This window comes from Kitasatospora sp. NPDC043949 (assembly GCF_056435365.1).
In genome coordinates, this window is sequence record NZ_JBWKEQ010000009.1 from 1 (window position 1) to 23,422 (window position 23,422).

Here is a 23,422-nt window from a genome sequence, read left to right on the forward strand (position 1 = left end):
CCCCCCCCCCCCCCCCCCCCTCCCCCCCCCCCCCCCCCCCCCCCCCCCCCCCCCCCCCCCCCCCCCCCCCCCCCCCCCCCCCCCCCCCCCCCCCCGGAGGGTGGCTCAGGCCAGCGAGGCCATCCAGGCCTCGACCTCGTCGGCGCGGCGCGGCAGGCCGGCCGAGAGGTTCTCGTTGCCGTCGGCGGTGACCAGGATGTCGTCCTCGATCCGGACGCCGATGCCGCGGTACTCCTGCGGCACGGTCAGGTCGTCCTGCTGGAAGTACAGGCCGGGCTCGACGGTGAGGACCATGCCGGGCACCAGCAGCGCGTCGGCGTGCTCCTCGCGGCGCGAGTGGGCGCAGTCGTGGACGTCGAGGCCGAGCATGTGGCCGGTGCCGTGCAGGGTCCAGCGGCGCTGGAGGCCCAGCTCCAGGACCTTCTCGACGTCGTAGGCCGAGGCGTCCAGCAGGCCCCAGGCGAGCAGGCGCTCGGCGAGCACGCGCTGCGAGGCGTCGTGGAAGTCGCGGAAGCGGGCGCCGGGCTTCACCGCGGCGATGCCGGCCTCCTGGGCGTCGTACACGGCGTCGTAGATCTTGCGCTGGAGGTCGTTGAAGCGGCCGTCGATCGGCAGGGTGCGGGTGACGTCGGCGGTGTAGAGGGTGTGGGTCTCGACGCCGGCGTCCAGCAGCAGCAGCTCGCCGGGGCGGACGTCGCCGTCGTTGCGGACCCAGTGCAGCGTGGTGGCGTGCGGGCCGGCGGCGGCGATGGTGCCGTAGCCGACGTCGTTGCCCTCGACCCGGGCGCGGCGCCAGAAGGTGCCCTCGATCCAGCGCTCGGAGGTGGCGACGGCCTGGCCGAGCTCGCGGACCACGTCGGTGAAGCCGTTGACGGTGGCGTCGCAGGCGGCGCGCAGCTCGCCGACCTCCCACTCGTCCTTGACCAGCCGCAGGCCGCTCAGGAACTCCTTGAACTCGGCGTCCCGGTCGGCGTCCAGCACGTCGGCCAGGGTGTCCTCCAGGCCGGCGTCGTAGCCGCGGACGATCCGGGTGGGCACCGCGGAGTCCTTGGTGCGCCCGGCCAGTTCCTCGGCGGCCTTGCGCACGTCGCGCGCCGGCAGGCCGAGCAGCTGCTCCTGCTCGACCAGGCTGTTCCGGCGGCCGACCCACAGCTCGCCGTAGCCGTCCAGCCAGAACTCGCCGTTCTCGCGGTCGGAGCGGGGCAGCAGGTAGAGGGCGAACTCGTGGCCGGCGTCGCCGGTGGGCTCGGCGACGAGCACGGCGTCCTCGGTCTGGTCGCCGGTGAGGTGCACGTACTCGCTGGCGGCGCGGAAGCTGTAGTCGGTGTCGTTGGAGCGCACCCGCAGGTTGCCGGCCGGGACGACCAGCCGCTCGCCGGGGTAGGCGGCGGAGAGCCGGGCGCGGCGCTCGGCCGCGTACGGGGCCTGGGCGACCGGGACGAGGCCGTGCAGCTCGGTGTCGGCCCAGCCGGTCTTCATCGAGGCGGCCAGCTCGTCGGAGACCTCGCCGTACAGGCCGTTCTTGCGGCCCTTGAACTGCTGCGGCTCGTCGCCGCCGTCGGCTTCGGGGTTCTCGGCCACTGCGGGCGTGCGGTCCTCGGTCACGTGTAACGCCTCCTTGGGGTGGTACCGCCGCCCCTCGGGGGAGTGTCGGATCGCGACACGCGCGGGCGGCCGTGCGTCCATGGTACGGACGCCCGGCCGCTCGCCCGTTCGGGGTCGGGACGACTGTTCGGGACGGCTATTCGAAGCGGGCCGCGAGCAGCAGCAGGTCGTCGGTGGCCGGTCCGGGTCCGGGGTCGGGGCAGACGGCCAGCAGGTGGGCGCAGAGCCGGTCCGGGTCGATCCGCACGTCGCGCGGGGCGTCGGCGGCGGCCCGGCGCAGGTTGGCCTGGCCGGCGTGCAGGGTCGGGCCGCAGCGGCGGGCCAGCCCCTCGGTGTAGAGCAGCAGGGTGTCGCCGCGGTCGGCGGTGAGCTCGACGCCGGGGGCCTCCCAGCAGGCCAGCATGCCGAGCGGGGCGGAGAGCGAGGTCTCCACGAACTCGGCGCCGTGCCGGCCGACCAGGACGGGCGGGCAGTGGCCGGCGCCGGCCAGGGTGATCCGGCGCTCCTCGGGTTCCACCCAGGCGTAGACGGCGGTGGCGGTGCGGGCCGGCTCGGTGGTCTTGAGCAGGAGTTCCAGGTCGCCGAGGACGGAGACCGGGTCCTCGCCCTCCAGGACGGCGTAGGCGCGCAGCGCGGCCCGGATCCTGCCCATCGCGGCGGCCGCGCCGGGGGCGGAGCCGGGGCCCGCGCCGGGGCCGTCGCCGGAGACGGAGCCGACGGTGAGGCCGACGGTGCCGTCCGGCAGCGGGATGGCGTCGTACCAGTCGCTGCCGCAGGAGCGGTCCAGGCCGGCCGGGAGGATCCGGGCGGCCAGCCGCAGGCCGGCGGGCTGGGGGAGCCGGTCGGGCAGCAGGCCGCGGCGCAGCGCCTCGGTGGTGCGCCGGACCTTGTCCGCCTCCAGCTGTTTGGCGAGCAGCGGGGCGGCGATCGCGGCGTAGCGGTGCGCGAGCTCGCGCTGGCGCTCGGTGGGTTCGGCGGGCTCGTCGTAGAACCAGAGGGCGGCGGCGAGCGGGCCGTCCTCCTCGGTGGCGAGCGGCAGGCCGTAGCAGCCGCCGAGGCCGAGCTGGGTGGCGAGTTCGCGCAGCCGGGCGCCGGTGGCCGGGTCCTCGGCGAGGTCGGGGGAGTGCAGCCGTTCGGGCCGGTCCTGTTCGCGCAGCAGTCTGGCGAGCAGGCTCTGCTCGGGCGGGACGGTCTCCAGTGCGCCGAGGCTGGCGCGGTCGAGGCCGAGGCCGACGGGCTGGCCGGGCCTGCCGCCGGGCATCCGGGTGACCAGGACGCCGCGTCGGGCGCCGAGCAGGGCGGCGCCGGAGACGAGGACGGTGTCCAGGGTGGCGGCGAGGCCGCGGGCGCGGGCGAGCTGTTCGGTGTGCCGGTGCAGGCTGGCGAAATCGGACAGTCGTCCGGCCAAACGGTCCTGCACTCCGGCGGCCGGTGCCGTGCGGACGTCCGCCGCGCCGTCCTGCGCGTCGGCGGGACCGGGGAAGCCCGGTGGGTCGAGGACGGTCAGCCCGCCGGCGCTGCCGGGCTCGCCCGGCTCGGAGGGTGTCGATGACGACGGGTGGGACTCGGTCATGCCGCCACTCCTGACGTGCTACGTGCCATGCGGAACCCCCAGGTACGGCCGGTGTGGAGCGATGACGGCCAAAGGGCGCGTTTCGCCTCGATTCGCTACTACTCGTCATTGATCGACAGCAATGCCACCACTTCTACACAGGCCATTTGGGGCATGTCCAGATCCAGGACGACGCGGTGGCCTGTTCCACATCCGCGAGACCCGGTCGGGGGGCGCGTACGGCCTGGGCGCGCGCCGGTCCGGTCGGGAGGCATGGAGGGGACCGGGAGCGGGCAGAACGGAGGGGACGGACCCGGCGGCCGTCCGGATCGTATGCCCGCGCCGCCCGGGACCCGGGCTGGCCGGAAGTCTCTCACTCGTACGGTGGAACCAAGCGCGCCCGGGCGGCGTCCATCCGGTCGCATACGGGATTCTCGTTCCAGGGGCTGTTTCAGTGCGCGGCCCTTCTCATGTCGTGCTCCACACCGTGATCCACGTCGTCGCCGCGCCGCCCGCCATGCCGCCCGCCCCCCTTCGCGCCGCCGGGGCCGTGCCACCGCGGGTCCGCGTGACGAGTCCCGGCGGTGCCGACGGGCCGGAGCGAACCGAGCGGTCAGGGAAAGGAACGAGCGCCATGCGTGAGAACCCGAAAGATCCGTGTCCGCCCGCCACTCCCCACCACCCCGTCCAGGACGACGTCGCACGTCAGCGCCCTGCCCGGCTCGCCGCGGCCCTGACGGCCGCCGTCGACCACCGCTGGCCCGTGGTGCCCGGGGCCGTCCTGCGCGGCGGTCAGTGCTCCTGCGGCGACCAGGACTGCGTCGTGCCGGGCGCGCACCCGCACGACCCGTCGCTGCTGGCCGCCACCACGGACGCCCGGATGGTGCGCTGGTGGTGGGAGCGGCAGAGCCCGGACGCTCCGGTGCTGGCCGCCACCGGTTCGGTGGTCTCGGCGGTCAGCCTGCCGGCGGCGGCCGGGGCCCGGGCGCTGGTCTACCTGGGCGCGCTGCGGCTGCCGCTCGGTCCGGTGCTGGCGATGCCGGGCCGGTACGCGCTGCTGGTGGCCCCGTACTCGCTGGACGCGCTCGGCGAGATGCTCTCTCAACTCCCTTGGGTGCCAGGCTCGTTGCGCTATCACGGGGTGGACGGCTTCCTGCCGCTGCCGCCCGGTGGAGCGGCTGGCCGGGTGCGTTGGGTGCTGGCCCCGCGCGCGGACGCCGACGGCGGCGTGTGGCTGCCGCAGGTCGGGCCGCTGCTGGGCGAGTTGGTGGAGGCGACGGTCCGGCTGGACAGCGGTCGCTCGGCGTACTGATCCGCCGGTCCGTTCCCGGGCCGCTCGTCGGGGCCCCGCGGAAAACAAAAGATCCGGCCGCTGGCGACGGGGGATGCACCAGCGGCCGGACTCTTTAGACAGTAACAAGGATCCGCGCCCGCGCCAATTTCCAAGACGCCCTGCCAGCCCGGAAATTGCGGCTTCATGGCGACAATGTGACGCGTATCACCCGGATCCCGGGCGCTTTAGTTCAAGGTGACCTGACGGTTCACCAGGTTCGCGCGGGCGCGCCGCTCCTCGGCGGTCAACGGGGTCTCGTCGGCGAGCACCGAGGCCAGCCGCTCGGCGAACTCGGCGGCCGGCTTCTCGCAGTCGGCGGCGGTCATGGCGAGCGGGAGGTCCCAGACCGGGACGGTCAGGCCGTGCGCGCGGAACGAGCCGACCAGGCGGGTGTCCGGGCCGAGCGAGGACTGGTCGGCGGCGCTGAGCCGGGCCAGCGCGTCCAGCAGCCGCTCCTCGGGCACGGTCATCACCCAGCGCAGGTGGTTCTTGTCGGGGGTGCCGCACCAGTAGGCGGCGTCGGCGCTCGCCAGCTTCTCGGTCGGGATGGCCGAGGCGTTGGCGCGCTCCAGGGAGGCGGCGACCTCGCCGGTCGCGGTCTCGGCGTCCTCCAGCCAGAACTCGAAGCCGGTGTGCACGGCGGGCGTGAACGCGGCGGTGACGTCCAGCAGGTCCTGGAGCCGGCGTCCGCCCGCCTCGGTCCGGCGGGACGGCACCGGGTTGCCCGGCTCGGTGGCCAGCGCCAGCTCCAGGGCGTCCGCGAGGTCGCGGCTGAGGTCGCCGGAGGAGGACTGGGTCTGCAGGCCGAGCAGGATGGAGCCGTCCTGGCGGCGCAGGGCCGGCCAGGCCAGCGGCAGCACGGTGGCCAGGGTCACCGACGGGACCTCGCCGGTGGCGCCCTCGGCCACCCCGGCGGCCAGCGTCAGCGGCACCGTGGCGGCGGGCACCAGCTCGCGCAGCGCGACCCAGTCGGCCTCGCCCGACAGGCCCTCGAACGGGCGGTGCACCAGCTCCTGCACCGCGTGCGAGGCCTCCCGGCCGTGACAGGCCTTGTACCGGCGGCCCGAACCGCAGGGGCAGTTCTCGCGGGCCCCCACCACGGGGACCTCGCCCGCGACGGCGGTGGTGGACTGACGCTGCGGCGCCTTCTTGGCGGCCTTCTTGCCCATGGTGCGGCTCTCCCGGGAACGGTGGTCCTTTGCTCCGGGCAGCCTACTGACGTTCCCCCGGCGCGCGGGCACACGCCGGGCGGACGGGTGGGGAGCGCGCGTCGGTTCAGGCGCTGCGGGCGTCACCACCGGTGCGCCGGGCGTGCCGGGCCCGGGCGGGCAGCGCCGCCCAGACCGTCACCTCGCCGGGCGCGTCGCGCACGCCCCAGTCGCTGGCCAGCTGGTCGACGATGTTCAGGCCGCGACCGCCGCGCGAGGTCAGCGAGGGGCCGGCGGGCAGCGGCCGGGTGGTCGCGCCGCCGTCGGTGACCTCCAGGGTGAGCACGCCGTCGGCGTGCAGCTGCCAGCGGACCAGCACGCCGCCGTCCGTTCCGCTCCCGTGCTCCTCGCGCTCCCGGCCGCCCTTGGCGGAATGCGCCCCGGAGGGGACGCCGACCAGCAGTTGGTCCACCACCTCGGCCCGGGCGCCGCGCCCCAGGGCCCGCAGCGGGCCGAGCGGACGGGCGTACCGACAGGCGTTGCTCAGCAGTTCGGAAAGGATCAGTACGGCATCATCAACGACCGGCTCCGGTATCTCCCGGTCGCCGAGATCTCGACGCAGTCGGCGCCGTGCGACCCCGACACTCGCCGGGCCGTGCGGCACTGCCATGGTCGATGAAGCCGGCACTTCACGCGCCACCATCAACGCCACCCCCGGACCTCCTTCAGCGTATGCCGAGGGAGAGATGCCCCTTGGTAATGCGTCGGAAACGACCGCCGGACGATCCCGCGAGGACATTTCAAGCGATTGCGACCGAGGGTGGACCTGAGGTCATTCCGTGCTCACCGTGCGTCGCCCCGGCGCATGAATTCCGGCAATAACGGGCCCGGAAGGTTTGACTGCCGACCAGAACGATCAGGTTGTGTCCGGGCTTTGCGGGTGGATTTGCGGGCGGCCCGCTGTCCGACGCCGGATCACCGGCCGAGCTGCGCCAGGACCTCGGCGGGCCGGTTGGTGATGATCGCGGACACCCCGAGCTCCAGGCACAGTTCCACGTCGGCCGGTTCGTCCACGGTCCACACGTGCACCTCGTGCCCCAGCTCGCGCAGCCGCGTCACCAGCTGCGGGCGGGCCCGCACCAGGTCGATGCCCGGTCCGGCGATCCGAGCCCCGCCCGGCAGCGGGGAGCCCGGGCGCAGCCGGCCGAGCAGCGGCAGGGTCCGTTCGAACAGGAACACCCGCCGGTACTCCGGCGCCGAGGCCGCCACCCGGTTCAGCCCCACCGAGGAGAAGCTCATGATCCGGGCCGAGGGGCGCTCGCCCTCCCGGCTCGCGCCGATCTTGAAGCGTTCGAGCGTCCGCAGCAGTTCGGCCTCCACCCGGCCGCGGTAGCGCACCGGGTGCTTGGTCTCGATCGCCAGGTCCACCGGGCGGCCGCAGTCCACCACCAGCTCCAGCAGCCGCTCCAGCCGCAGCACGCCGCGCAGCTCGGGGTCGGTGCTGGGGCGGCCGGTCTTCCAGGCGCCGAAGTCGTACGCCTCCAGCTCGGCCAGCGTCATCGCCGAGACGGTGCCCTGGCCGTTGGAGACCCGGCCGATCCGGCGGTCGTGCACGCAGACCAGCTCGCCGTCGGCGGTCAGCCGGACGTCGCACTCGACCGCGTCCGCGCCCTCGTCGAGCGCGCGCCGGTACGCCGCCAGGGTGTGCTCGGGCAGGGCGTGCGAGGAACCGCGGTGGGCGATCACCTGGACGGGCGGCGTGGTGCGCGCCGCCGTCGAGGACGGGTCTGTGCTGGTCACGGGCCCCACGATAGGCGGCGGAAGTGACGCGCAGGCGAAGACGGCCCCAATCCGCGGGGCCGTCTTCGGTGTCGGTCGGTCAGCTCGGCGCCGTCCTGCGGGTCAGCGGGGTGAGCGCCCAGGTGACCAGCGCGGGCACCAGGAAGGCGAACAGCGAGGCGGACGTCCACTCCTGCGGGGTGAAGTGCAGGGCGTCCTGGGCGGAGGTCCAGAAGTCCGTCCACCAGCCGGCCACCGCGGTCGGCGCGATGAACTGGTAGACCGCGAAGCCCAGCACCCAGGGCAGCAGCATCAGGCGGCGCGAGGGCGCGTCGGCGGAGAGGTTCCAGCCGTACCGGCCGGCGCCGAAGAAGTAGTCCACCGCCAGCACCGCCAGCAGCGGCACGAAGACCGAGCCGATCAGACCGAGGAAGTTGGTGTAGGTGTCGGTGAACTTGTCGATCTGCAGTGCCAGCACGGTGATCAGCAGGCCGATCCCGCCGGTCAGCACCCGGCGGTCCACCTTCGGCAGCAGGTTCTGCACCGACATCGCGGTCGAGTACACGTTGGCGAAGGACTGGTCCGTCTCGCGCAGCACCAGCACCAGCAGGAACAGCCAGCCGGCCCAGACGCCGAGGAAGGAGTCGAAGATCTTGTTCGGGTCGCCGTCGGACTGCAGCAGGGCCATCAGGCCGAGCACGTAGCACCAGACCTGGGCGATCGTGTAGCCGGAGAAGCTGCCCCAGAACGCCGAGCGTGCGGTGCGCGAGTGCCGGGTGTAGTCGGCGGCCAGCGGGACGAAGGAGATCGACACCGCGATCATCGCGTCGGTGGCGCCCAGGAAGCCGTGCCAGTTGCCGGCGCCCGGGTCGGGCACCCCCTGGCGGCCCAGCTGGACGGTGAAGTACACCATCGCGACGGCGACCGCACCGGCCACGAAGCGGCGCAGCACCGCGATCGAGCCCAGCGGCCAGATGGTCAGCGCGGTGGTCAGCGCGCCCGCCAGGAGCACGAACAGCCAGCGGTAGCCGTCGGTGTGGGCGACGGTCTGCGCGCCCGCCGCGATCGTCAGCAGCTCGAACACGCCCCAGCCGACGCACTGGACGATGTTCAGCACCGTCGGGACATACGACAGCCGGGTGCCGAACAGCCCGCGCAGGTTCGCCATCGCGGGCGCGCCGGTACGGGCCCCGATCAGCGCGGCCACGCCGAGCATCGCGGTGCCGACCACGGTGCCGGCCACGATCGCGGTCACCGCGGCGGCCAGCGACAGCTCGCTGCCCTTGGCGCCGAGCACGGTCGCGGCGGTGGAGAAGCCGATCAGGCTGACGCCCAGGTTCATCCAGAGCGCGAAGTGGTCCCGGAAGCGCAGCGTGCGCGGCGGCTCGGTGTCCAGCACGAGCGGCGCCTCGGCACGCTCCGGGCGCTCCAGGACGGCGGTCGCCGTGCCGGTGGGGCCCGCGTGACCGCTGTCACCGCCGTGAGCGGTCGGGGACGGTTCGGGGAAACCCTTGGACGCGGGCGCGTCCGAAGAAGAGGATGGCGAAGCAGGCGACATGGCCGATACTCCCTACGCCGGCATTACCCGGACAGGTTCCGGCGGTCTGCGCCCCCTCGACGGTCCGCCCACGATCCCGTGGCGTACGGTCGACCAGCGCACTCTCAGCCTGGATGGTCCAAGCTCCCGCGTGTCAGTTGTGAGCGACAGGCTAACCGGCCCGGGGGTGAACGCCAAGGCCACGGGGTGTGCGGCCCGCATCGCGGGACGCCCGGCGGAGGTGGGGGAGCCTCCGGTCGTCGGCCTGGTCTTCGGTTCGGCCGTCGACTTGCTCGTCGGCTCGGTCATCGCTCGGTCGTCGGCGTAGGACAGCCTGGTCGGCGGCCCGGCTGTCGGCTGCGGCTAAGGATTCTTATGAGTTATTCAGAGGGGTCCTTACGGCAAACGAATCGGCAGTACGAAAAACTATGGTCCTTGGTTCTGTCAGCTATGGAGGTCGTTCGTGAGCACCGAGCGCGAGGTTGGGCCCACCGGGCCGCAGGGGGAGCAGCCCTCGGGCGGCCAGGCGGCGGCTGTTCCCGCTTCCGACGGCCACGCCTCGGGCGGGCACCAGCCGACACTGGCCTTCGGCCGGGTCCCCGAGCCCGGGGCCGCTCCGGCCGCCGAGGCCGCACCGGCTGAGGCCGCGCCGACGGAGGGCGTTGCGGCCGATGGTGTTCCGGCCGAGGGCGGGTACCAGCCCACCGTGGCCTTCACCAAGGTCCCCGCGCCGGAGGCGCCCCCGCAGACCCCGGCCGCGCCGGTCGTCGACGCACCGGCCGCCCCGGTCGACGCCGCCACCGGCTACATCGACGCGCCGCCGCCGGTCCTGCCGCCCGCCCCGCCGGTCCCGGCCGCGCCGGCGGCACCCGCTGCACCCGTCGCACCCGTCGCCGAGAGCCCGGCCCTGCCGCCGGGTGCCAACCCGTACGCCACCCCGGCCCACGGCGTCCCCGCCGCCGGCCCGCACGACCCGTACGGCACCCCGGCCGCCCCCGGCGCGCCCGCCGCGCACCCCGCGCCCGGCCACCACCCGTTCGGCGCCGGCCAGCCGCTCGGCGGCTGGGGTGCCTCCCACGACGCCGGCGGCGGCGCGGGCTACCCGGGTGGCCCGGCCGGACCGCTCGGCTACCCGGCCGACTACCCCGGCGGCCCCGGCGGCCCGCGCAAGAAGCGCGGCGGCCTGGTCGCCCTGATCGCCGCCGTCGCGCTGGTCGCCGGCGTGGCCGGCGGTGCGCTCGGCGTGACCGTCGCGGACCGCAACGACAGCACCAGCAGCGCCGACGACCACCGCAGCACCACCGTCCAGGCCAGCAACACCCAGAAGAACGAGCCCGCCCCCGGCTCGATCGCCGGCATCGCGCAGAAGGCGCTGCCCAGCGTCGTCACCATCAAGGCGCAGGGCAACGGCGAGTCGGGCACCGGCACCGGCTTCGTCTTCGACACCGAGGGCCACATCCTCACCAACAACCACGTGGTCGCGCCGACCCTCAACGGCGGCAAACTGACCGTCAAGTTCGCCGACGGCACGTCCTACAACGCGTCCGTGCTGGGCCACGCCGAGGGCTACGACGTCGCCGTGGTCAAGATCGAAAACCCGCCGAAGAGCAAGCTGGCCCCGCTTCCGCTGGCCGACTCCGACAAGGTCAACGTCGGTGACGCCACCGTCGCGATCGGTGCGCCGTACGGCCTGGAGTCCACCGTCACCAGCGGCATCGTCAGCGCCAAGGACCGCCCGGTCGCCTCCGGCGACGAGACCGGCGGCCAGTCCTCCTACATGAACGCCCTGCAGACCGACGCCTCGATCAACCCCGGCAACTCCGGCGGCCCGCTGCTCGACTCCAGTGGCTCGGTGATCGGCATCAACTCGGCGATCCAGTCCAACGCCTCCGCCAACGGCCGGGCCGGCAGCATCGGCCTCGGCTTCGCCATCCCGATCAACCAGGCCAAGTGGGTCGCCGACACCCTGATCAAGACCGGCAAGCCGGTCTACGCCAAGCTCGACGTGCTGCGCAACGACGACTACAAGGGCGACGGCGCGCAGATCCAGACCCGCGACATCCAGGGCCAGCCGGCCGTCACCCCCGGCGGCGCCGCCGACAAGGCCGGTCTCAAGCCGGGCGACGTCATCACCAAGCTCGGCGGAGTGCCGATCGACAACGGCCCTGCCCTGGTCAGCCGGATCTGGACGCACAAGCCCGGCGAGACCGTCGACGTCGAGTACACCCGCAACGGCCAGCAGTTCAACACCAAGGTCACCCTCGGCCAGCGGGACGGCGACAGCTGACCCCCACCCGCACGAAACGGTGTGCACCGAACCCCGCCGGACCCGTTAGGCTGACCTCCGCCTGGAGAGCTGCCCGAGCGGCCTAAGGGAACAGTCTTGAAAACTGTCGTGCGGTGACCCCGTACCGTGGGTTCGAATCCCACGCTCTCCGCTGGTTGGAGAACCACCTGCTCAGGGCGGGTGCCGAGATCACTCGGCACCCGCCTTCCGCGTTTTCGGCGGGCGGGGGTTGACCCTGACACGGTGGCAGGGGGTGGAGTGGGGGCACCATGTTGAACATCGGAGACTTCGCCAGCCACGGCCGGGTGTCGGTGCGGATGCTGCGCCACTACGACGCGATCGGGCTGCTGCGGCCCGCCAGGGTGGACCCGGTCAGCGGGTACCGGTCCTACGAGGCGTCCCAACTCGCCCGGCTCAACCGGGTGATCGCGCTCAAGGAGCTCGGCTTCACGCTGCAGCAGGTGCGGGCCGTCCTGGACGAGCAGGTGGACGCGGCCGAACTGCGCGGGATGCTGCGGCTGCGCCGGGCCCAACTCGCCGAGGCGATCGCCGCGGACGAGCAGCGGCTGACCCGGGTGGAGGCGAGGCTCCGGACGATCGAGAGCGAGGGGACCATGTCCGCACACGACGTCGTACTGAAGCGGGTGCCGTCCGTCCGGGTGGCCGAACTGACCGCGGTGGCCGCGAGTTACCAGCCGGAGGACATCGGGCCGGTGATCGGCCCGCTGTTCGCGGAGCTGTGCCGGCGGCTGGCCGAGGCCGGGATCGCCGAGGCGGGCCCGTCCGTCGCCCGGTACGAGGACGTGCCGGAGGGCGAGGGCACGGTGCTGATCCGGGTGGCCGTCCCGGTCGGGCCGGCGGTGGAGCCGGGCCGGTACGGCTTCGCGGTGCTCGACCTGCCGCCGATCGAGGAGGCGGCGACGGTCGTGCACCGCGGCTCGATGGACGAGGCGATGGGGAGCTTCCAGGAGCTGGCCCGCTTCATCGACGCGAACGGCTACCGCTCGGCCGGCTACGCCCGGGAGCTCTACCTGGAGTGCCCGGACGACCCGGCGCGGTGGGTCACGGAGTTCCAGGAGCCGGTGGTCCGCCGGTAGGCACGGTCCGGCCGGGGCCCACGCCCGCAGATCCGCCGGGGGCCCACTTGCCCGGCCTCCGGCGGGCGGGCAGAGTGCGGTGGAGGCGGCTGGCGGCGAGTGGAGGCGGCGATGGGTGACCTGACGGACCGACTGGCGCAGGGCCTTCCGGCCGGGGCGGTGGTGGTGGATCCGGACGTGACCGCCGCCTACCGCCACGACATGGCCGGCTTCTGCGCCGCCGGTGCGCCGGCCGTGGTGGTGTTCCCGGAGACGGTCGAGCAGGTGCAGCACGTGCTGCGCACCGCCACCGCGCTGCGGGTGCCGGTGGTGCCGCAGGGGGCGCGGACCGGGCTGTCGGGGGCGGCGAACGCCGTGGACGGCTGCATCGTGCTGTCGATGGTGAAGTTGAACCGGATCCTGGAGCTCGACCCGGTGAACCGGATCGCGGTGGTCGAGCCCGGCGTGGTGAACGCCGAACTTTCGCGAGCAGCCGGTGAGTTGGGCCTGTCGTACCCGCCGGACCCGTCCAGCTGGGAGTCCTGCACGATCGGCGGCAACATCGGCACCGGCGCGGGCGGGCTCTGCTGCGTGAAGTACGGCGTCACCAGCGAGTACGTGCTCGGCCTGGACGTGGTGCTGGCGGACGGGCGGCTGCTGTCCACCGGGCGTCGGACGGCCAAGGGCGTGGCCGGGTACGACCTGACCCGGCTGCTGGTCGGCTCGGAGGGCACGCTGGGCGTGGTGGTCCGGGCGGTGCTCGCGCTGCGGCCCGCGCCGGCGCCGCAGCTGGCGCTGGCGGCGGAGTTCCCGAGCGCGGACGCGGCGGGCGCGGCCGTCTGCGAGGTGATGGCGTGCGGCCTGACCCCGTCGCTGATGGAGCTGATGGACGCGGTCAGCGTGCGGGCGGTCAACGACCTGGGGCGGATGGGGCTGCCGGAGACGACCCGGGCGCTGCTGCTGGTGGCCTTCGACGGGCCGGACCGGGAGGCCGGGCTGGCGCGGGTGGCGGAGCTCTGCCGGGCGGCCGGGGCGACCGAGGTGGTGCCGGCCGAGGACGAGGCGGAGTCGCAGCTGCTGCTGGAGGCCCGGCGACTGGCACTGCCCGCGCTGGACCGGTTGGGCACCACGATGATCGACGACGTGGCGGTGCCGCGCTCCCGGCTGGCCGAGATGCTGAACGGCGTGGCGCTGATCGCCGAGCGGCACGCGCTGACCATCGGGGTGGTCAGCCACGCCGGGGACGGCAACACCCACCCGATCGTGATCTTCGACGGCTCGGACGAGGAGCAGGCGGCGCGGGCGCAGCGCTCCTTCGACGAGATCATGGCGCTGGGGCTGGAGCTGGGCGGCACGATCACCGGGGAGCACGGGGTGGGGCTGCTCAAGCGGGACTGGCTGGCGCGCGAGCTGGGGCCGGTCGCGCTGGACCTCCAGCGACAGCTGAAGGCGGTCTTCGATCCGCTGGGAATCATGAACCCGGGCAAGATGGTGTGATGTTATTTCTCCCATATTCCAGTACGACTTTCCGATGGTCTGGGAATGGCTGGGAAAGTCGACATGGGAGGGTGGTCGAACTTTTCGGGGGCGCGTTTCCTGATTTCCCTGCGCCGGGGTGGTGCGCCTGGTGGTTCGTGTGACGGCGGAGCGCCCTGCCTGAAGGGCCTTCCAGGAGGCCATCGCCCGGGCAAAGTGCCAGCTCAGTAGGGGCGTGTCGGCGCACTGTCCGATTTTCGGTCCGTTATGCGCAGCCCGGGTGGATATCACGCTAACGGGCGAAAACTGCTTCGCCGACTAGTGCTTTGTCGATTTGTTGCGGAAGTCTGTCTCTCGGCGTCGCAGCCCGCAGGTGTTCGTCTGGCCGGCGAACTCCCGCACCCCCTGCTCGACAATTGCACGATTTACAGCTTCTTGGAGGCTCTCATGGCTCGCATCCACACCCGCCGGGTGGCCGGACTCCTGCTCGCCGCCCCGCTCGCGGCCGGCCTGCTGCTGGCCGGTGCCGGTGCTGCGGCCGCCGACAACGGTGCGGGCGCCGGTGCCGGCTCCAACGCCGGCGTGGTGTCCAACGTCGGCACGGGCAACGTGTTCGGCGGGGTCGACGGCAACTACATCTCCACCCAGCAGACCGCCACCGGGACGGGCGCCTCGAACCAGAACAACACCCTCGCGGTGAAGGACAACGCGGGCACCATCCTGGCCGGGCAGTCCAACAAGAACATCAACGTCGTGTTCGCCCCGATCTTCCACTGATCCGATCGGGCACCACCGACGGCGGGGGCGCCGGAGGTGGGCGGCCGCGGGTGAGCTGAGCACTCGCGGAGGGGCTCGAACCAGTCTCCGGGCGGAATTCCCGCCCGGGCGCGGATCAGAACAGCGCATGACCGGCCAGCGGAAAGGGTCACCGTGAAGCCGGCCTCGTGGGCGGTGCCGCCATCGGCACCGCCCACGAGTGCGTCCGGAGCCGGGAGCGAACCGCCCGGGCCCGCTCGTCGCCGGCTGCCCGTCGCCGCCGACACCGCCCGGGACCGCCCGTCGAGGCCGGCCCGGACGGCCCGGACGCGTCCAGCGAGGGCCCGCGCCCGGAGCCGTCGGTGTTCGGCGGTACGGTTGCGCTCCGACAGCGCACCACGTGCCCGGGCCCGGGAAGGACGGCCCGGCCGGGGCGGCGACCGCGGCAACCGGAGGAGAGGGCGCGCGATGGCGGCGGAGGAGGAGGGCCTGACCGGCCCGGGCGAGGCCTGGCCTGCACCGGAGCCGGATCCGCGATCCGGGCCGGACGCCCGCCGGGAGCCGGCGGAGCACCGGCCCGAGCCGAAGTCCGTGCCCGAGCTGCTGCTCGGCCGCCCGCCGATGGCCCGCCCGCTGCCGACCTTCGACGCCGAGGCCGCGCCCGCCGAGCCCGGCCCGCTGTTCGTGGACTGGCTCGCCACCGCGCTGGCCGCCGGCGTGCCGGACCCGCAGGTGGTCACCCTCTCCACGGTCGACGCGGACGGCCTGCCGGACGCCCGGGTGCTGGTGCTGCGCGACGTCGACGCGGCCGGCACCGGCTGGGTCTTCTCCGCCGCCGCCGACAGCCCCAAGGGCCGCCAGCTGGCCGACCACCCGGCCGCCGCGCTGACCGTCTACTGGCCCCAGCTGGGCCGCCAGGTACGGGTCCGCGGCACCGTCGAGCGGGCCGCCGACCTGGTCGCCGCCGCCGAGTTCGCCACCCGCTCCCCGGACGCCCGGGTCGGCGCGCTGGTCGGGCGGCAGAGCGAGCCGATGGCCTCGCTCGCCGAGTACGACGAGGCCGTCGCCGTCGCCCGCCGCCGCCTGGAGGCCACCCCGGACGCCGTCGCGGCCGGGCACGCGGTCTACACCCTGTGGGCGCACGAGGTGGAGTACTGGCAGGGCGACGCGCAGCGCCGGCACGTCCGGCTGCGCTACACCCGCACCGGACCGGTCCGGACCCCGGAGTGGTCGCGCACCCTGCTGTGGCCGTGACGACCTGACGGTCCAAGGGCCCGGCCCTTGGACCGACCGTGCTGCCCTACCGCCGCCCGGTCAGCGTGGCTCCCACGCTGGCCGCCACCACACAGCCGATCCCGGCCAGCTGCGGCACGCCCAGCAGCTGGCCGAGCACCACCAGGCCGACCAGCGCGCTGACCGCCGGCTCCAGACTGACCAGCACGCTGAACACCCGCTGCGGCATCCGCCGCAGCGCGGTCATCTCCAGCGCGTACGGGATCACCGGCAGCAGCAGCGACACCCCGGCCACCGCGGCCAGCAGCCCCAGCGGCGAGGCGCCGGGCGCGGTCAGCCCGTCCCAGGCCTGGCCGAGTCCGAACGGCGCCAGGGCGAGCGCGCCGACCGTCATCGACACCGCCAGGCCCTGGAAGCCCTGGAAGGCGGCGCCGACCTTGTCGGTGAACAGGATGTACGCGGCGTAGCAGGCGGCCGCCCCGAAGGCGTAGAGCAGTCCGACCGGGTCGAGCCCGCCCCCGTCGCCGCCCTCGCCGAGCAGGGTCAGCAGGACGACGCCGCCGGCGGCGAGCAGCGCCCAGAGCAGGTGGCTGGCACGCCGGGCGAAGACCAGGGCGACCGCGAGCGGGCCGAGGAACTCGATGGTCGCGGCGGTGCCCATCGGCAGCCGGTCGATCGCCCCGGCGAACAGGAAGGTCATCCCGGCCGAGGCCACGCCCAGCAGGGCCGCCGCGGCGAGGTCGCGCGGGCGCTTGTCGCGCAGCCGGGGCCGGGTGACGGCGAGCAGGATGACCGCCGCGAAGCCCAGCCGCAGGAAGGTGGTGCCGCTGACCCCGAGCGGGCCGAACAGCGGCTTGGACAGGGCGATCCCGGTCTGCACCAGGAACATCGCGGTCAGACAGAGAAGCGGCGCCGGGATCCTCTCCGGGCGCCGCAGGACCTTCGGGAGTCGGCCGGTGGGCCGACCGGGGGGCGCGTCGGGCGGTGCCGTGGAGCCGGGTGCCCCGCCTCGTCGCCAGCTGCCCCGCTCGCCGGCGGGCTCGCCCTGGGGGGCGGGCGGCATGGCAAGCGCCTCGGCGACGGCGGCAGCCGGCATCGGGGCGGTGGTTTCGCTGGGATGGGAGGTGGGCATATGGGCGAGTTTGCCGTAAGGAGTGATGAACGGGCAAGCTCGTTACAACTATCGGGACGGATGTGGACGGGTGCGGCCGAAAGGGTGGGCTCTCCCGGTGCGCCCGGCGTGGTTGCCGCATTCGTCCGATGGTCCGTCAGTAGCAAGGGCGGGTGCGCTATCTCCGCCCCGTGGCCCTGCTCGCCGCCTCCCTCGTGCTCCTGCTGGCCACCGACGGGACGGGCGTGAGCGCCGGGGCCGCCGCCCTCCCCCGCATCCGGGCCCTCACCCTGCCCGACCGGTTCGGCCCGCCCAGGATCCACGACGACTTCACCGGCCCCGCCTTCGACGCCTGCACCGCGCCGCCCCTCGACACCCTGCGGGCCTGGCACGGGGCCTCCCCGTACGGCGCGCTCGGCATCTACGTCAGCGGCGCCCAGCGCGGCTGCGGCCAGCCCCGGCTCACCGCCGAGTGGGTGCGCCAGGCCCGCGCACTGGGCTGGCGCTTCCTGCCGGCCCACGTCGGGCTCCAGGCGCCGTGCAGCGAACTCGGCAACAAGCCGCGCCGGATCGACCCCGCCCACGCGGTCGAGCAGGGCCGGGACGAGGCCACCGAAGCCGTCCACGCGATGGGCTCGCTCGGATTCGGCAAGGGCGGCCCGGTCTACCTCGACATCGAGGCCTACCCGATGCGCGACCCCGCCTGCGGCCAGGCGGTGGTCGACTTCGCCGTCGGCTGGACCCAGGCCCTGCACGCCGCCGGCTACCGCTCCGGCTTCTACTCCAGCCTCGACTCCGGCATCGCCGACCTGGCCGCCGCCGCCCGGGCCGGCAGCTTCCCGCTGCCCGACGCCCTCTGGTACGCCCGCTGGGACGACCGGGCCGACACCGCCGACTCCGGCGCCCTAGGCTCCGACCTCTGGGGCTACCGCCAGCGCGTCCACCAGTACCGCGGCAACGTCGAGGAGACCTACGGCGGCGCCGCCCTCACGATCGACCGCAACCACGTCGACGGCCCGACCGCGGGCTGACGCGTCGCCGATCCGTGATGCGGGCAACGGGGCCGGGATACTGACAGCGGGCGGGGCGGGGCGGCACAATCGGGCACGTCCGCGCGCATTACCGCCCGGTAGGTGCCGCGGGCGCAGCCGCCAGTGCCGCCAGGTCAAGGAGGACCCGTGTTCAGCACGATGCAGGACGTCCCGCTCACCGTCGCCCGGATTCTTGAGCACGGGTCCACCATCCACGGCCGGTCCACCGTCACCACCTGGGACGGCACCGGGCCGGTCGTGCGGACGTACGCCGAGGTGGGGGCGCGGGCCGCGCAGCTCGCCCACGCGCTCCGCGACGAACTGGGGGTGACCGGGGACGACCGGGTCGCGACCCTGATGTGGAATAACTCGGTCCACCTGGAGGCCTACCTCGCCGTCCCCGCGATGGGGTCCGTGCTGCACACGCTCAACCTGCGGCTGCCCGCCCACCAGCTCTCGTTCATCGTCAACCACGCCGCCGACCACGCGGTGATCGTGGACGGCAGCGTGCTCCCGCTGCTCGCCGCCGTCCTGCCGGACCTCGCCCCGACGCTCCGGCACATCGTGGTGAACGGCCCCGGCGACCGCTCGCTGCTGGCCGGCTTCCCGGGCACCGTGCACGACTACGAGGAGCTGATCGCGGGCCGGCCCACCGCCTACCCGTGGCGCGGCGACCTCGACGAGCGCGAGGCCGCCGTGCTCTGCTACACCTCCGGCACCACCGGGGACCCGAAGGGCGTGCTCTACAGCCACCGCTCGGTGTACCTGCACTGCCTCCAGGTCAACACCGGCGACAACTTCGCCTTCACCCCGCGCGACACCGCGCTGCCGGTGGTCCCGATGTTCCATGTGAACGCCTGGGGCATCCCGCACGCCGCCTTCATGTCCGGCGCCAACCTGCTCATGCCGGATCGTTTCCTCCAGCCCAAGCCGATGGCCGAGATGATCGCCGCCGTCCGGCCCACCGTCGGCGCCGCCGTCCCGACCATCTGGAGCGGCCTGCTGGACGAGCTCGACGCGGGCGACTACGACACCTCCAGCCTGCGCATGGTGGTCATCGGCGGCAGCGCCTGCCCGCCCTCGCTGATGAAGGGCTTCGAGGAGCGCCACGGCATCCGCGTGCTGCACGCCTGGGGCATGACCGAGACCTCGCCGCTCGGCTCCTTCGCCCAGCCGCCCGGCGGCCTCACCCCGGAGGAGGAGTGGCCCTACCGGGTCACCCAGGGCATCTTCCCGGCCTCCGTCGAGGCCCGGCTGGTCGGCCCGTCCGGTGAGCGGATGCCGCACGACGGCGTCGCGGCGGGCGAGCTGGAGGTGCGCGGCCCGTGGATCGCCGGGGCCTACTACGGCGGTGCCGGGCAGGACCCGCTCCGGCCGGACGACAAGTTCTCCGAGGACGGCTGGCTGCGCACCGGCGACGTCGGCACCATCACCGCCGACGGCTACCTGACCCTCACCGACCGGGCCAAGGACGTGATCAAGTCCGGCGGCGAGTGGATCTCCTCGGTCGAACTGGAGAACCAGTTGATGGCCCACCCCGAGGTGGCCGAGGCCGCCGTGGTCGCCGTCCCGGACGAGAAGTGGGGCGAGCGCCCGCTGGCCACGGTCGTGCTGCGCCCGGGTGCCACGGCCGGGCTGAGCGAGCTGCGGGCCTTCCTGGCCGGACGGATCGCCTCCTGGCAGCTGCCGGAGCGCTGGTCGATCGTCGAGTCGGTGCCGAAGACCTCGGTCGGCAAGTTCGACAAGAAGGTGATCCGCGCCAGCTACGCGGCGGACGAACTGGACGTGACGGTGCTCGGCAAGGAGTAGCCGCCCGCCCGACCGCCGAGGGCCGGCCACCCCCGTTCCAGCGGGGTGGTCGGCCCTCGGCGCGTGCCGTGTGGATCTCGCCGGGCCCTCGGCGTCAGGGCGCGGTCAGCCCGCCGCGGCGACGCCCGCCTCGCCCATCGCGCCGATCCGCCCGAGCAGGTCGACGATCCGGGACTGGACGTCGGCGCTGGTCGAGCGCTCGGAGAGGAACAGCACCGTCTCGCCGGTGCGCAGCCGGGGCAGTTCGCGCGGGTCGAGGTCCACCGAGGTGTAGACCACCAGCGGGGTGCGGTGCAGCCGGTCGTTGGCGCGCAGCCAGTCCAGCAGGCCGACCCGGCGGCGGCGGATCTGGAGCAGGTCCATCACCACCAGGTTGGGCTGCACGCTGCTGGCCCGGGCGACGGCGTCGTTCTCGTCCACCGCGTGCTCGACGTGCATGCCGCGCCGCTCCAGGCTGCTGATCATGGCGGCGGCGATGTCCGGGTCGCCCTCGACCAGCAGGACGCGCGGGGCGTGGTGCTCGCCGTCGCGCGGCGCGAGGGCGCGCAGCAGCACGGCCGGGTCGGCGCCGTACGCGGCGTCCCGGGTGGCCTGGCCGAGACCGGCGGTGACCAGCACCGGGACGCGGCTGTTGAGCGCGGCGGTGCGCAGCGACTGCAGCGCGGTGCGGGTGATCGGGCTGGTCAGCGGGTCGACGAAGAGCGCCGCGGGGAAGCCGGCGACCTGGGCGTCCACCTCCTCGCGGGAGCGGACGATCACCGGGCGGTAGCCGCGTTCCTGGAGGGCCTGCCGGGTGGCCGGATCGGGCTCGGGCCAGACCAGCAGCCGACGGGCGCTGCCGCCCTCGCCGGTCGAGCCGTTCGGGCCGGCCATGGCCGGCGGCTGCTCCTCGGTCCGGTCGCCGGCGGCGGCGGGCAGTTCGGCCATCGGGCGCGGGGCGGTCCTGGCCTCGGCCGGGACGGGCGGCTGCGGCCCGGCGGCGGGGGTCGGCGAACCGCCGAGCGGGCGCGGCGGCGCGAGTTCGGCGAGGCCGGTGCCGACCGGGCGCGGGCCGGACGGGTCCTCGGCGGCGGGCAGCGCCGGGCGGGCGGCCGGCAGCGCGGCGGGGCCGCCGGGCGCGGGCCGGTCCTCCTGCGGGGCCTGGTCGGACGGCGCGGCCGGGGCCTCCTGGCCGGGGCCGGGCGGCACGGCCAGCCGGCGACGGCGGCCGGTCGGTGCGGCGGCGGGCTCGGGCTGCGCGGGTGCCGGGCCGGTCGGCAGGGCGTGCTCCAGGCCGGGGTACACCGGGGTGTCGGTGGCGCCGGGGAGGGCGAAGCCACCGGAGGAGTCCTCGGTGGAGGGCAGGGCGCGGCGCCGGCGGGGCTTGGCCTCGGCGCCGTCGGCGGCCGGGGCGCCTTCCGCGGCGGGCGTGCCGCCCGCCGGGGTGCCGTCGGCGGGGGCGGCACCGGTGCCGGGGCCGAGCGCGAGCGGTTCGCGCCCGCCGGTCCGGTGCTGCTGCGGGCGCTCGCCCTCGACGGGGACGGCGTAGGCGGGGCCGGAGCGGCCGTCGTCCTTGCCCCAGGGGTCGCGCTGCGCGCCGTCCGGACCGGCCAGGCCCTGGCGGCCGTACGCGGGGTCGTTGCCGGTGCCGTTCCACTGTTCGGGGACGGCCCGTTCGATCCGGGCGGGGGCGTTCGGCCACTGGTCGGCGGGGGCGCTGGGGGCGGTCCGGGCCGGCGGCGCCGGCTCCTCGGCGGCGGGGCGGCCCCGGCGGCCGCGCCGCTCGGCGGCGGGTTCCTCGGCGGGCTGCTCCGCCTCCGCGGCCGGGGTCTCGCGGTCGGGCTGCTCGCCGCCGTCGGCGACCGGCTCGGCGGCCTCGTCGCTGCTGGGCAGCTGCGGGATGCCCGGCAGGTCGGGCAGGACGGCGCTGTCGCCCTCCTTGGGCCGGTCGGAGCGGCCCTCGGCGGCCGCGCGCTCGGCGGCGGCCTTCGCGGCGGCCGGGTCCAACGGCAGCTCGACGACGTACGTGGTGCCGGCCTTGCCGGGCAGCTCGTGCGGCTGGAGCACGCCACCGTGGCGCTCGACCACCGCGCGGGCTATCGGCAGGTGGACGGGGCTGCCGCCGAGGCCGGGCCCGCGGATCTCGACCCGGGCGACCTCGCCGCGCTGGGCGGCGGCCAGGACGACGGTCGGCGGCTCGCCGCCGGAGGGCAGCGCGGCGGGCGCGCCGGGGGCGGCCAGGCCGGGGGAGGGGGCGGTCGGGGCGTCCAGGGCGAGGCCGATGCCGCTGACGTCGGCGACCAGGTGGGCCAGCGCCTGGGCGAGCCGGCGCTCGTCGGCGATCACCTCGACGGCGGCGGCGTGCACCGAGAACCGCACCCGGCCCGGGCCGACCAGCTCGCCGGCCGCCTCGACGGCCCGTCGGACCACCTTGTCCAGGGCGACCGGCACCCGCCGCTCGGTCGGCTTGCGGCGGTCCTTGCCGTCCTTGCCGTCCTTCGCGTCCGGGCCGTCCGCCGGGGCGGTCTCGCCGGTTTCGCCGGCCTCGGAGCGCTGGTGCGCGAGCACGCCGTCGATCAGCCGGCTGAACCGGCGGCACTCGTCGGCGAGCCGACGCAGCGTCCAGTTGGCCTCCGGCCACAGCTGCCCGGCCGGGTCGGCGGCGAGCGCGTCCAGCCGCTGGTTCAGCGCGGTCAGCGCGCCGCCGAGTTCGCTCTCCAGGACGGCGGTGAGGTGTTCGTTGCGGGCGACCAGGGCGAGTTCGCGGCTGCGGTCGGTGAAGGTCATCACCGCGCCGACCAGTTGGTCGCCGTCCCGCACCGGCGCGGTGGTGAGGTCGACGGTGACCGGGCGGCCGTCCTTGCGCCACAGCACGGTGCCGCGCACCCGGTGCTTGCGTCCGGAGGTCAGGGTGTCCAGCAGCGCGGACTCCTCCAGCGCCAGCGGTGTGCCGTCGGCCCGGGAGTGCTGGATCAGCGGGTGCAGTTCGCGCCCGCCCAGCTCGCTCGCCCGGTACTCCAGGATGTGCGCGGCGGCAGGGTTGACCAGCACGCAGCGGCCTTCGAGGTCGACGCCGAGCACGCCCTCGGCGGCGGCGCGCAGGATCATCTCGGTCTGCTTGTGCTGGCGGCGCAGCTCGGCCTCGACGCCGAGCCGGCTGGAGAGGTCGCGGACCAGCAGCAGGAGCAGGTCGCTCGCGGAGGACGGGCGGGAGCGCTCGCGGTACGAGTCGTACGAGGTGAGTCCGTAGCCGCGGCCCTCGCCGGTGCCGTCGTCGGGGAAGTCGTTGCCGGAGACCTCGACCGGGAAGCTGGTGCCGTCGGTGCGCCGGGCGGTCATCCGGACCGGGCGGTCGGGTTCGTCGCCGTCGCGGGCGGCCGGGCGCATCGAGCCGGGGATCCGGCTGGGGTCGAACTCGGGCAGGAGGTCCAGCACGCCCATGCCGACCAGCGAGGTGCCGGGCGTCTGGAGCGCCTGGACGGCTGCGCTGTTGGCGTCCACGACGGTGCCGTTGCTGTTCACCAGCAACAACGCGTCGGGCAGGGCGTCGAGTATGGCGGCGAGGCGAGCAGCGCCTCGGATCGGCCTGCTGCTCACGTCGACAGGTCTCCTCGGCTCAGGGCAGCTCCTCCGGAGACGGCAGTATCTCATTCTTCTTTGCGGCGGGGTCGACCCGCCTAGTAACGTGGGCGGTGGTTGGTGCCGAGCCC

16 protein-coding genes and 1 tRNA gene are annotated in these 23,422 nt (G+C 74.6%); 9 read left to right on the plus strand and 8 right to left on the minus strand.

Features of this window, described 5'->3' with window-relative positions; all coding sequences use genetic code 11:
- Nucleotides 1–105: 105 nt before the first annotated feature.
- Both AC07AL_RS09845 and AC07AL_RS09850 read right to left on the minus strand, forming a co-directional pair.
- The gene (locus AC07AL_RS09845; protein ID WP_478317284.1) at nucleotides 106–1,605 is read right to left on the minus strand and encodes an aminopeptidase P family protein; all 1,500 of its coding nucleotides are present in this window, start codon (nucleotides 1,603–1,605) and stop codon (nucleotides 106–108) included.
- 136 nt (nucleotides 1,606–1,741) lie between these two features.
- On the minus strand, nucleotides 1,742–3,178 hold the full coding sequence (locus AC07AL_RS09850; RefSeq protein ID WP_478317285.1) for a PP2C family protein-serine/threonine phosphatase: 1,437 nt from the start codon (nucleotides 3,176–3,178) through the stop codon (nucleotides 1,742–1,744).
- A gap of 613 nt (nucleotides 3,179–3,791) precedes the next feature.
- Here AC07AL_RS09850 and AC07AL_RS09855 point away from each other — a divergent pair.
- Entirely contained in the window at nucleotides 3,792–4,469 is a 678-nt protein-coding gene (locus AC07AL_RS09855) for a bifunctional DNA primase/polymerase (RefSeq protein ID WP_363579785.1), read from the plus strand.
- Between the two features lie 206 nt (nucleotides 4,470–4,675).
- Here AC07AL_RS09855 and AC07AL_RS09860 read toward each other — a convergent pair whose 3' ends face one another.
- The 4 genes from AC07AL_RS09860 to AC07AL_RS09875 form a co-directional block, all read right to left on the minus strand.
- Entirely contained in the window at nucleotides 4,676–5,659 is a 984-nt protein-coding gene (locus AC07AL_RS09860; RefSeq protein WP_363579784.1) for a DUF5926 family protein, read from the minus strand.
- 106 nt (nucleotides 5,660–5,765) lie between these two features.
- Complete coding sequence (locus AC07AL_RS09865) at nucleotides 5,766–6,308, minus strand: ATP-binding protein (RefSeq protein WP_478317286.1); 543 nt, start codon at nucleotides 6,306–6,308, stop codon at nucleotides 5,766–5,768.
- Nucleotides 6,309–6,613: 305 nt separating this feature from the next.
- Nucleotides 6,614–7,438: a glycerophosphodiester phosphodiesterase family protein gene (locus AC07AL_RS09870; protein ID WP_363627855.1), complete on the minus strand. Its 825-nt coding sequence runs from the start codon at nucleotides 7,436–7,438 to the stop codon at nucleotides 6,614–6,616.
- A gap of 79 nt (nucleotides 7,439–7,517) precedes the next feature.
- The gene (locus AC07AL_RS09875; protein ID WP_478317287.1) at nucleotides 7,518–8,975 is read right to left on the minus strand and encodes a purine-cytosine permease family protein; all 1,458 of its coding nucleotides are present in this window, start codon (nucleotides 8,973–8,975) and stop codon (nucleotides 7,518–7,520) included.
- 442 nt (nucleotides 8,976–9,417) lie between these two features.
- On the opposite strand from AC07AL_RS09875, the gene AC07AL_RS09880 reads away from it, so the two are divergent.
- From AC07AL_RS09880 to AC07AL_RS09905, 6 genes are all read left to right on the plus strand, one after another.
- Nucleotides 9,418–11,241 carry a S1C family serine protease gene (locus AC07AL_RS09880; RefSeq protein WP_363627854.1) on the plus strand — a complete coding sequence of 608 codons (1,824 nt, stop codon included), beginning with the start codon at nucleotides 9,418–9,420 and terminating at the stop codon, nucleotides 11,239–11,241.
- A 63-nt stretch (nucleotides 11,242–11,304) separates the two neighbouring features.
- A tRNA-Ser gene (locus AC07AL_RS09885) sits at nucleotides 11,305–11,392 on the plus strand.
- Nucleotides 11,393–11,510: 118 nt separating this feature from the next.
- Nucleotides 11,511–12,338, plus strand: coding sequence for a MerR family transcriptional regulator (locus AC07AL_RS09890; protein WP_363627853.1), 828 nt, complete (start codon nucleotides 11,511–11,513; stop codon nucleotides 12,336–12,338).
- A 111-nt stretch (nucleotides 12,339–12,449) separates the two neighbouring features.
- A complete protein-coding gene (locus tag AC07AL_RS09895; protein ID WP_363619483.1) occupies nucleotides 12,450–13,814 on the plus strand; it encodes an FAD-binding oxidoreductase in 1,365 nt (454 codons plus the stop codon).
- A 426-nt stretch (nucleotides 13,815–14,240) separates the two neighbouring features.
- On the plus strand, nucleotides 14,241–14,570 hold the full coding sequence (locus AC07AL_RS09900; RefSeq protein WP_363579777.1) for a hypothetical protein: 330 nt from the start codon (nucleotides 14,241–14,243) through the stop codon (nucleotides 14,568–14,570).
- Between the two features lie 447 nt (nucleotides 14,571–15,017).
- Nucleotides 15,018–15,803 carry a pyridoxine/pyridoxamine 5'-phosphate oxidase gene (locus AC07AL_RS09905; RefSeq protein WP_350876456.1) on the plus strand — a complete coding sequence of 262 codons (786 nt, stop codon included), beginning with the start codon at nucleotides 15,018–15,020 and terminating at the stop codon, nucleotides 15,801–15,803.
- 46 nt (nucleotides 15,804–15,849) lie between these two features.
- Here AC07AL_RS09905 and AC07AL_RS09910 read toward each other — a convergent pair whose 3' ends face one another.
- Nucleotides 15,850–16,914 carry an EamA family transporter gene (locus AC07AL_RS09910; RefSeq protein WP_363579775.1) on the minus strand — a complete coding sequence of 355 codons (1,065 nt, stop codon included), beginning with the start codon at nucleotides 16,912–16,914 and terminating at the stop codon, nucleotides 15,850–15,852.
- 152 nt (nucleotides 16,915–17,066) lie between these two features.
- On the opposite strand from AC07AL_RS09910, the gene AC07AL_RS09915 reads away from it, so the two are divergent.
- Both AC07AL_RS09915 and AC07AL_RS09920 read left to right on the plus strand, forming a co-directional pair.
- A complete protein-coding gene (locus AC07AL_RS09915; protein WP_478317288.1) occupies nucleotides 17,067–17,924 on the plus strand; it encodes a glycoside hydrolase domain-containing protein in 858 nt (285 codons plus the stop codon).
- Nucleotides 17,925–18,071: 147 nt separating this feature from the next.
- Entirely contained in the window at nucleotides 18,072–19,733 is a 1,662-nt protein-coding gene (locus AC07AL_RS09920; protein WP_363627850.1) for a long-chain fatty acid--CoA ligase, read from the plus strand.
- Nucleotides 19,734–19,838: 105 nt separating this feature from the next.
- Here AC07AL_RS09920 and AC07AL_RS09925 read toward each other — a convergent pair whose 3' ends face one another.
- Nucleotides 19,839–23,309, minus strand: coding sequence for a hybrid sensor histidine kinase/response regulator (locus AC07AL_RS09925; protein WP_478317289.1), 3,471 nt, complete (start codon nucleotides 23,307–23,309; stop codon nucleotides 19,839–19,841).
- Nucleotides 23,310–23,422: the final 113 nt, after the last annotated feature.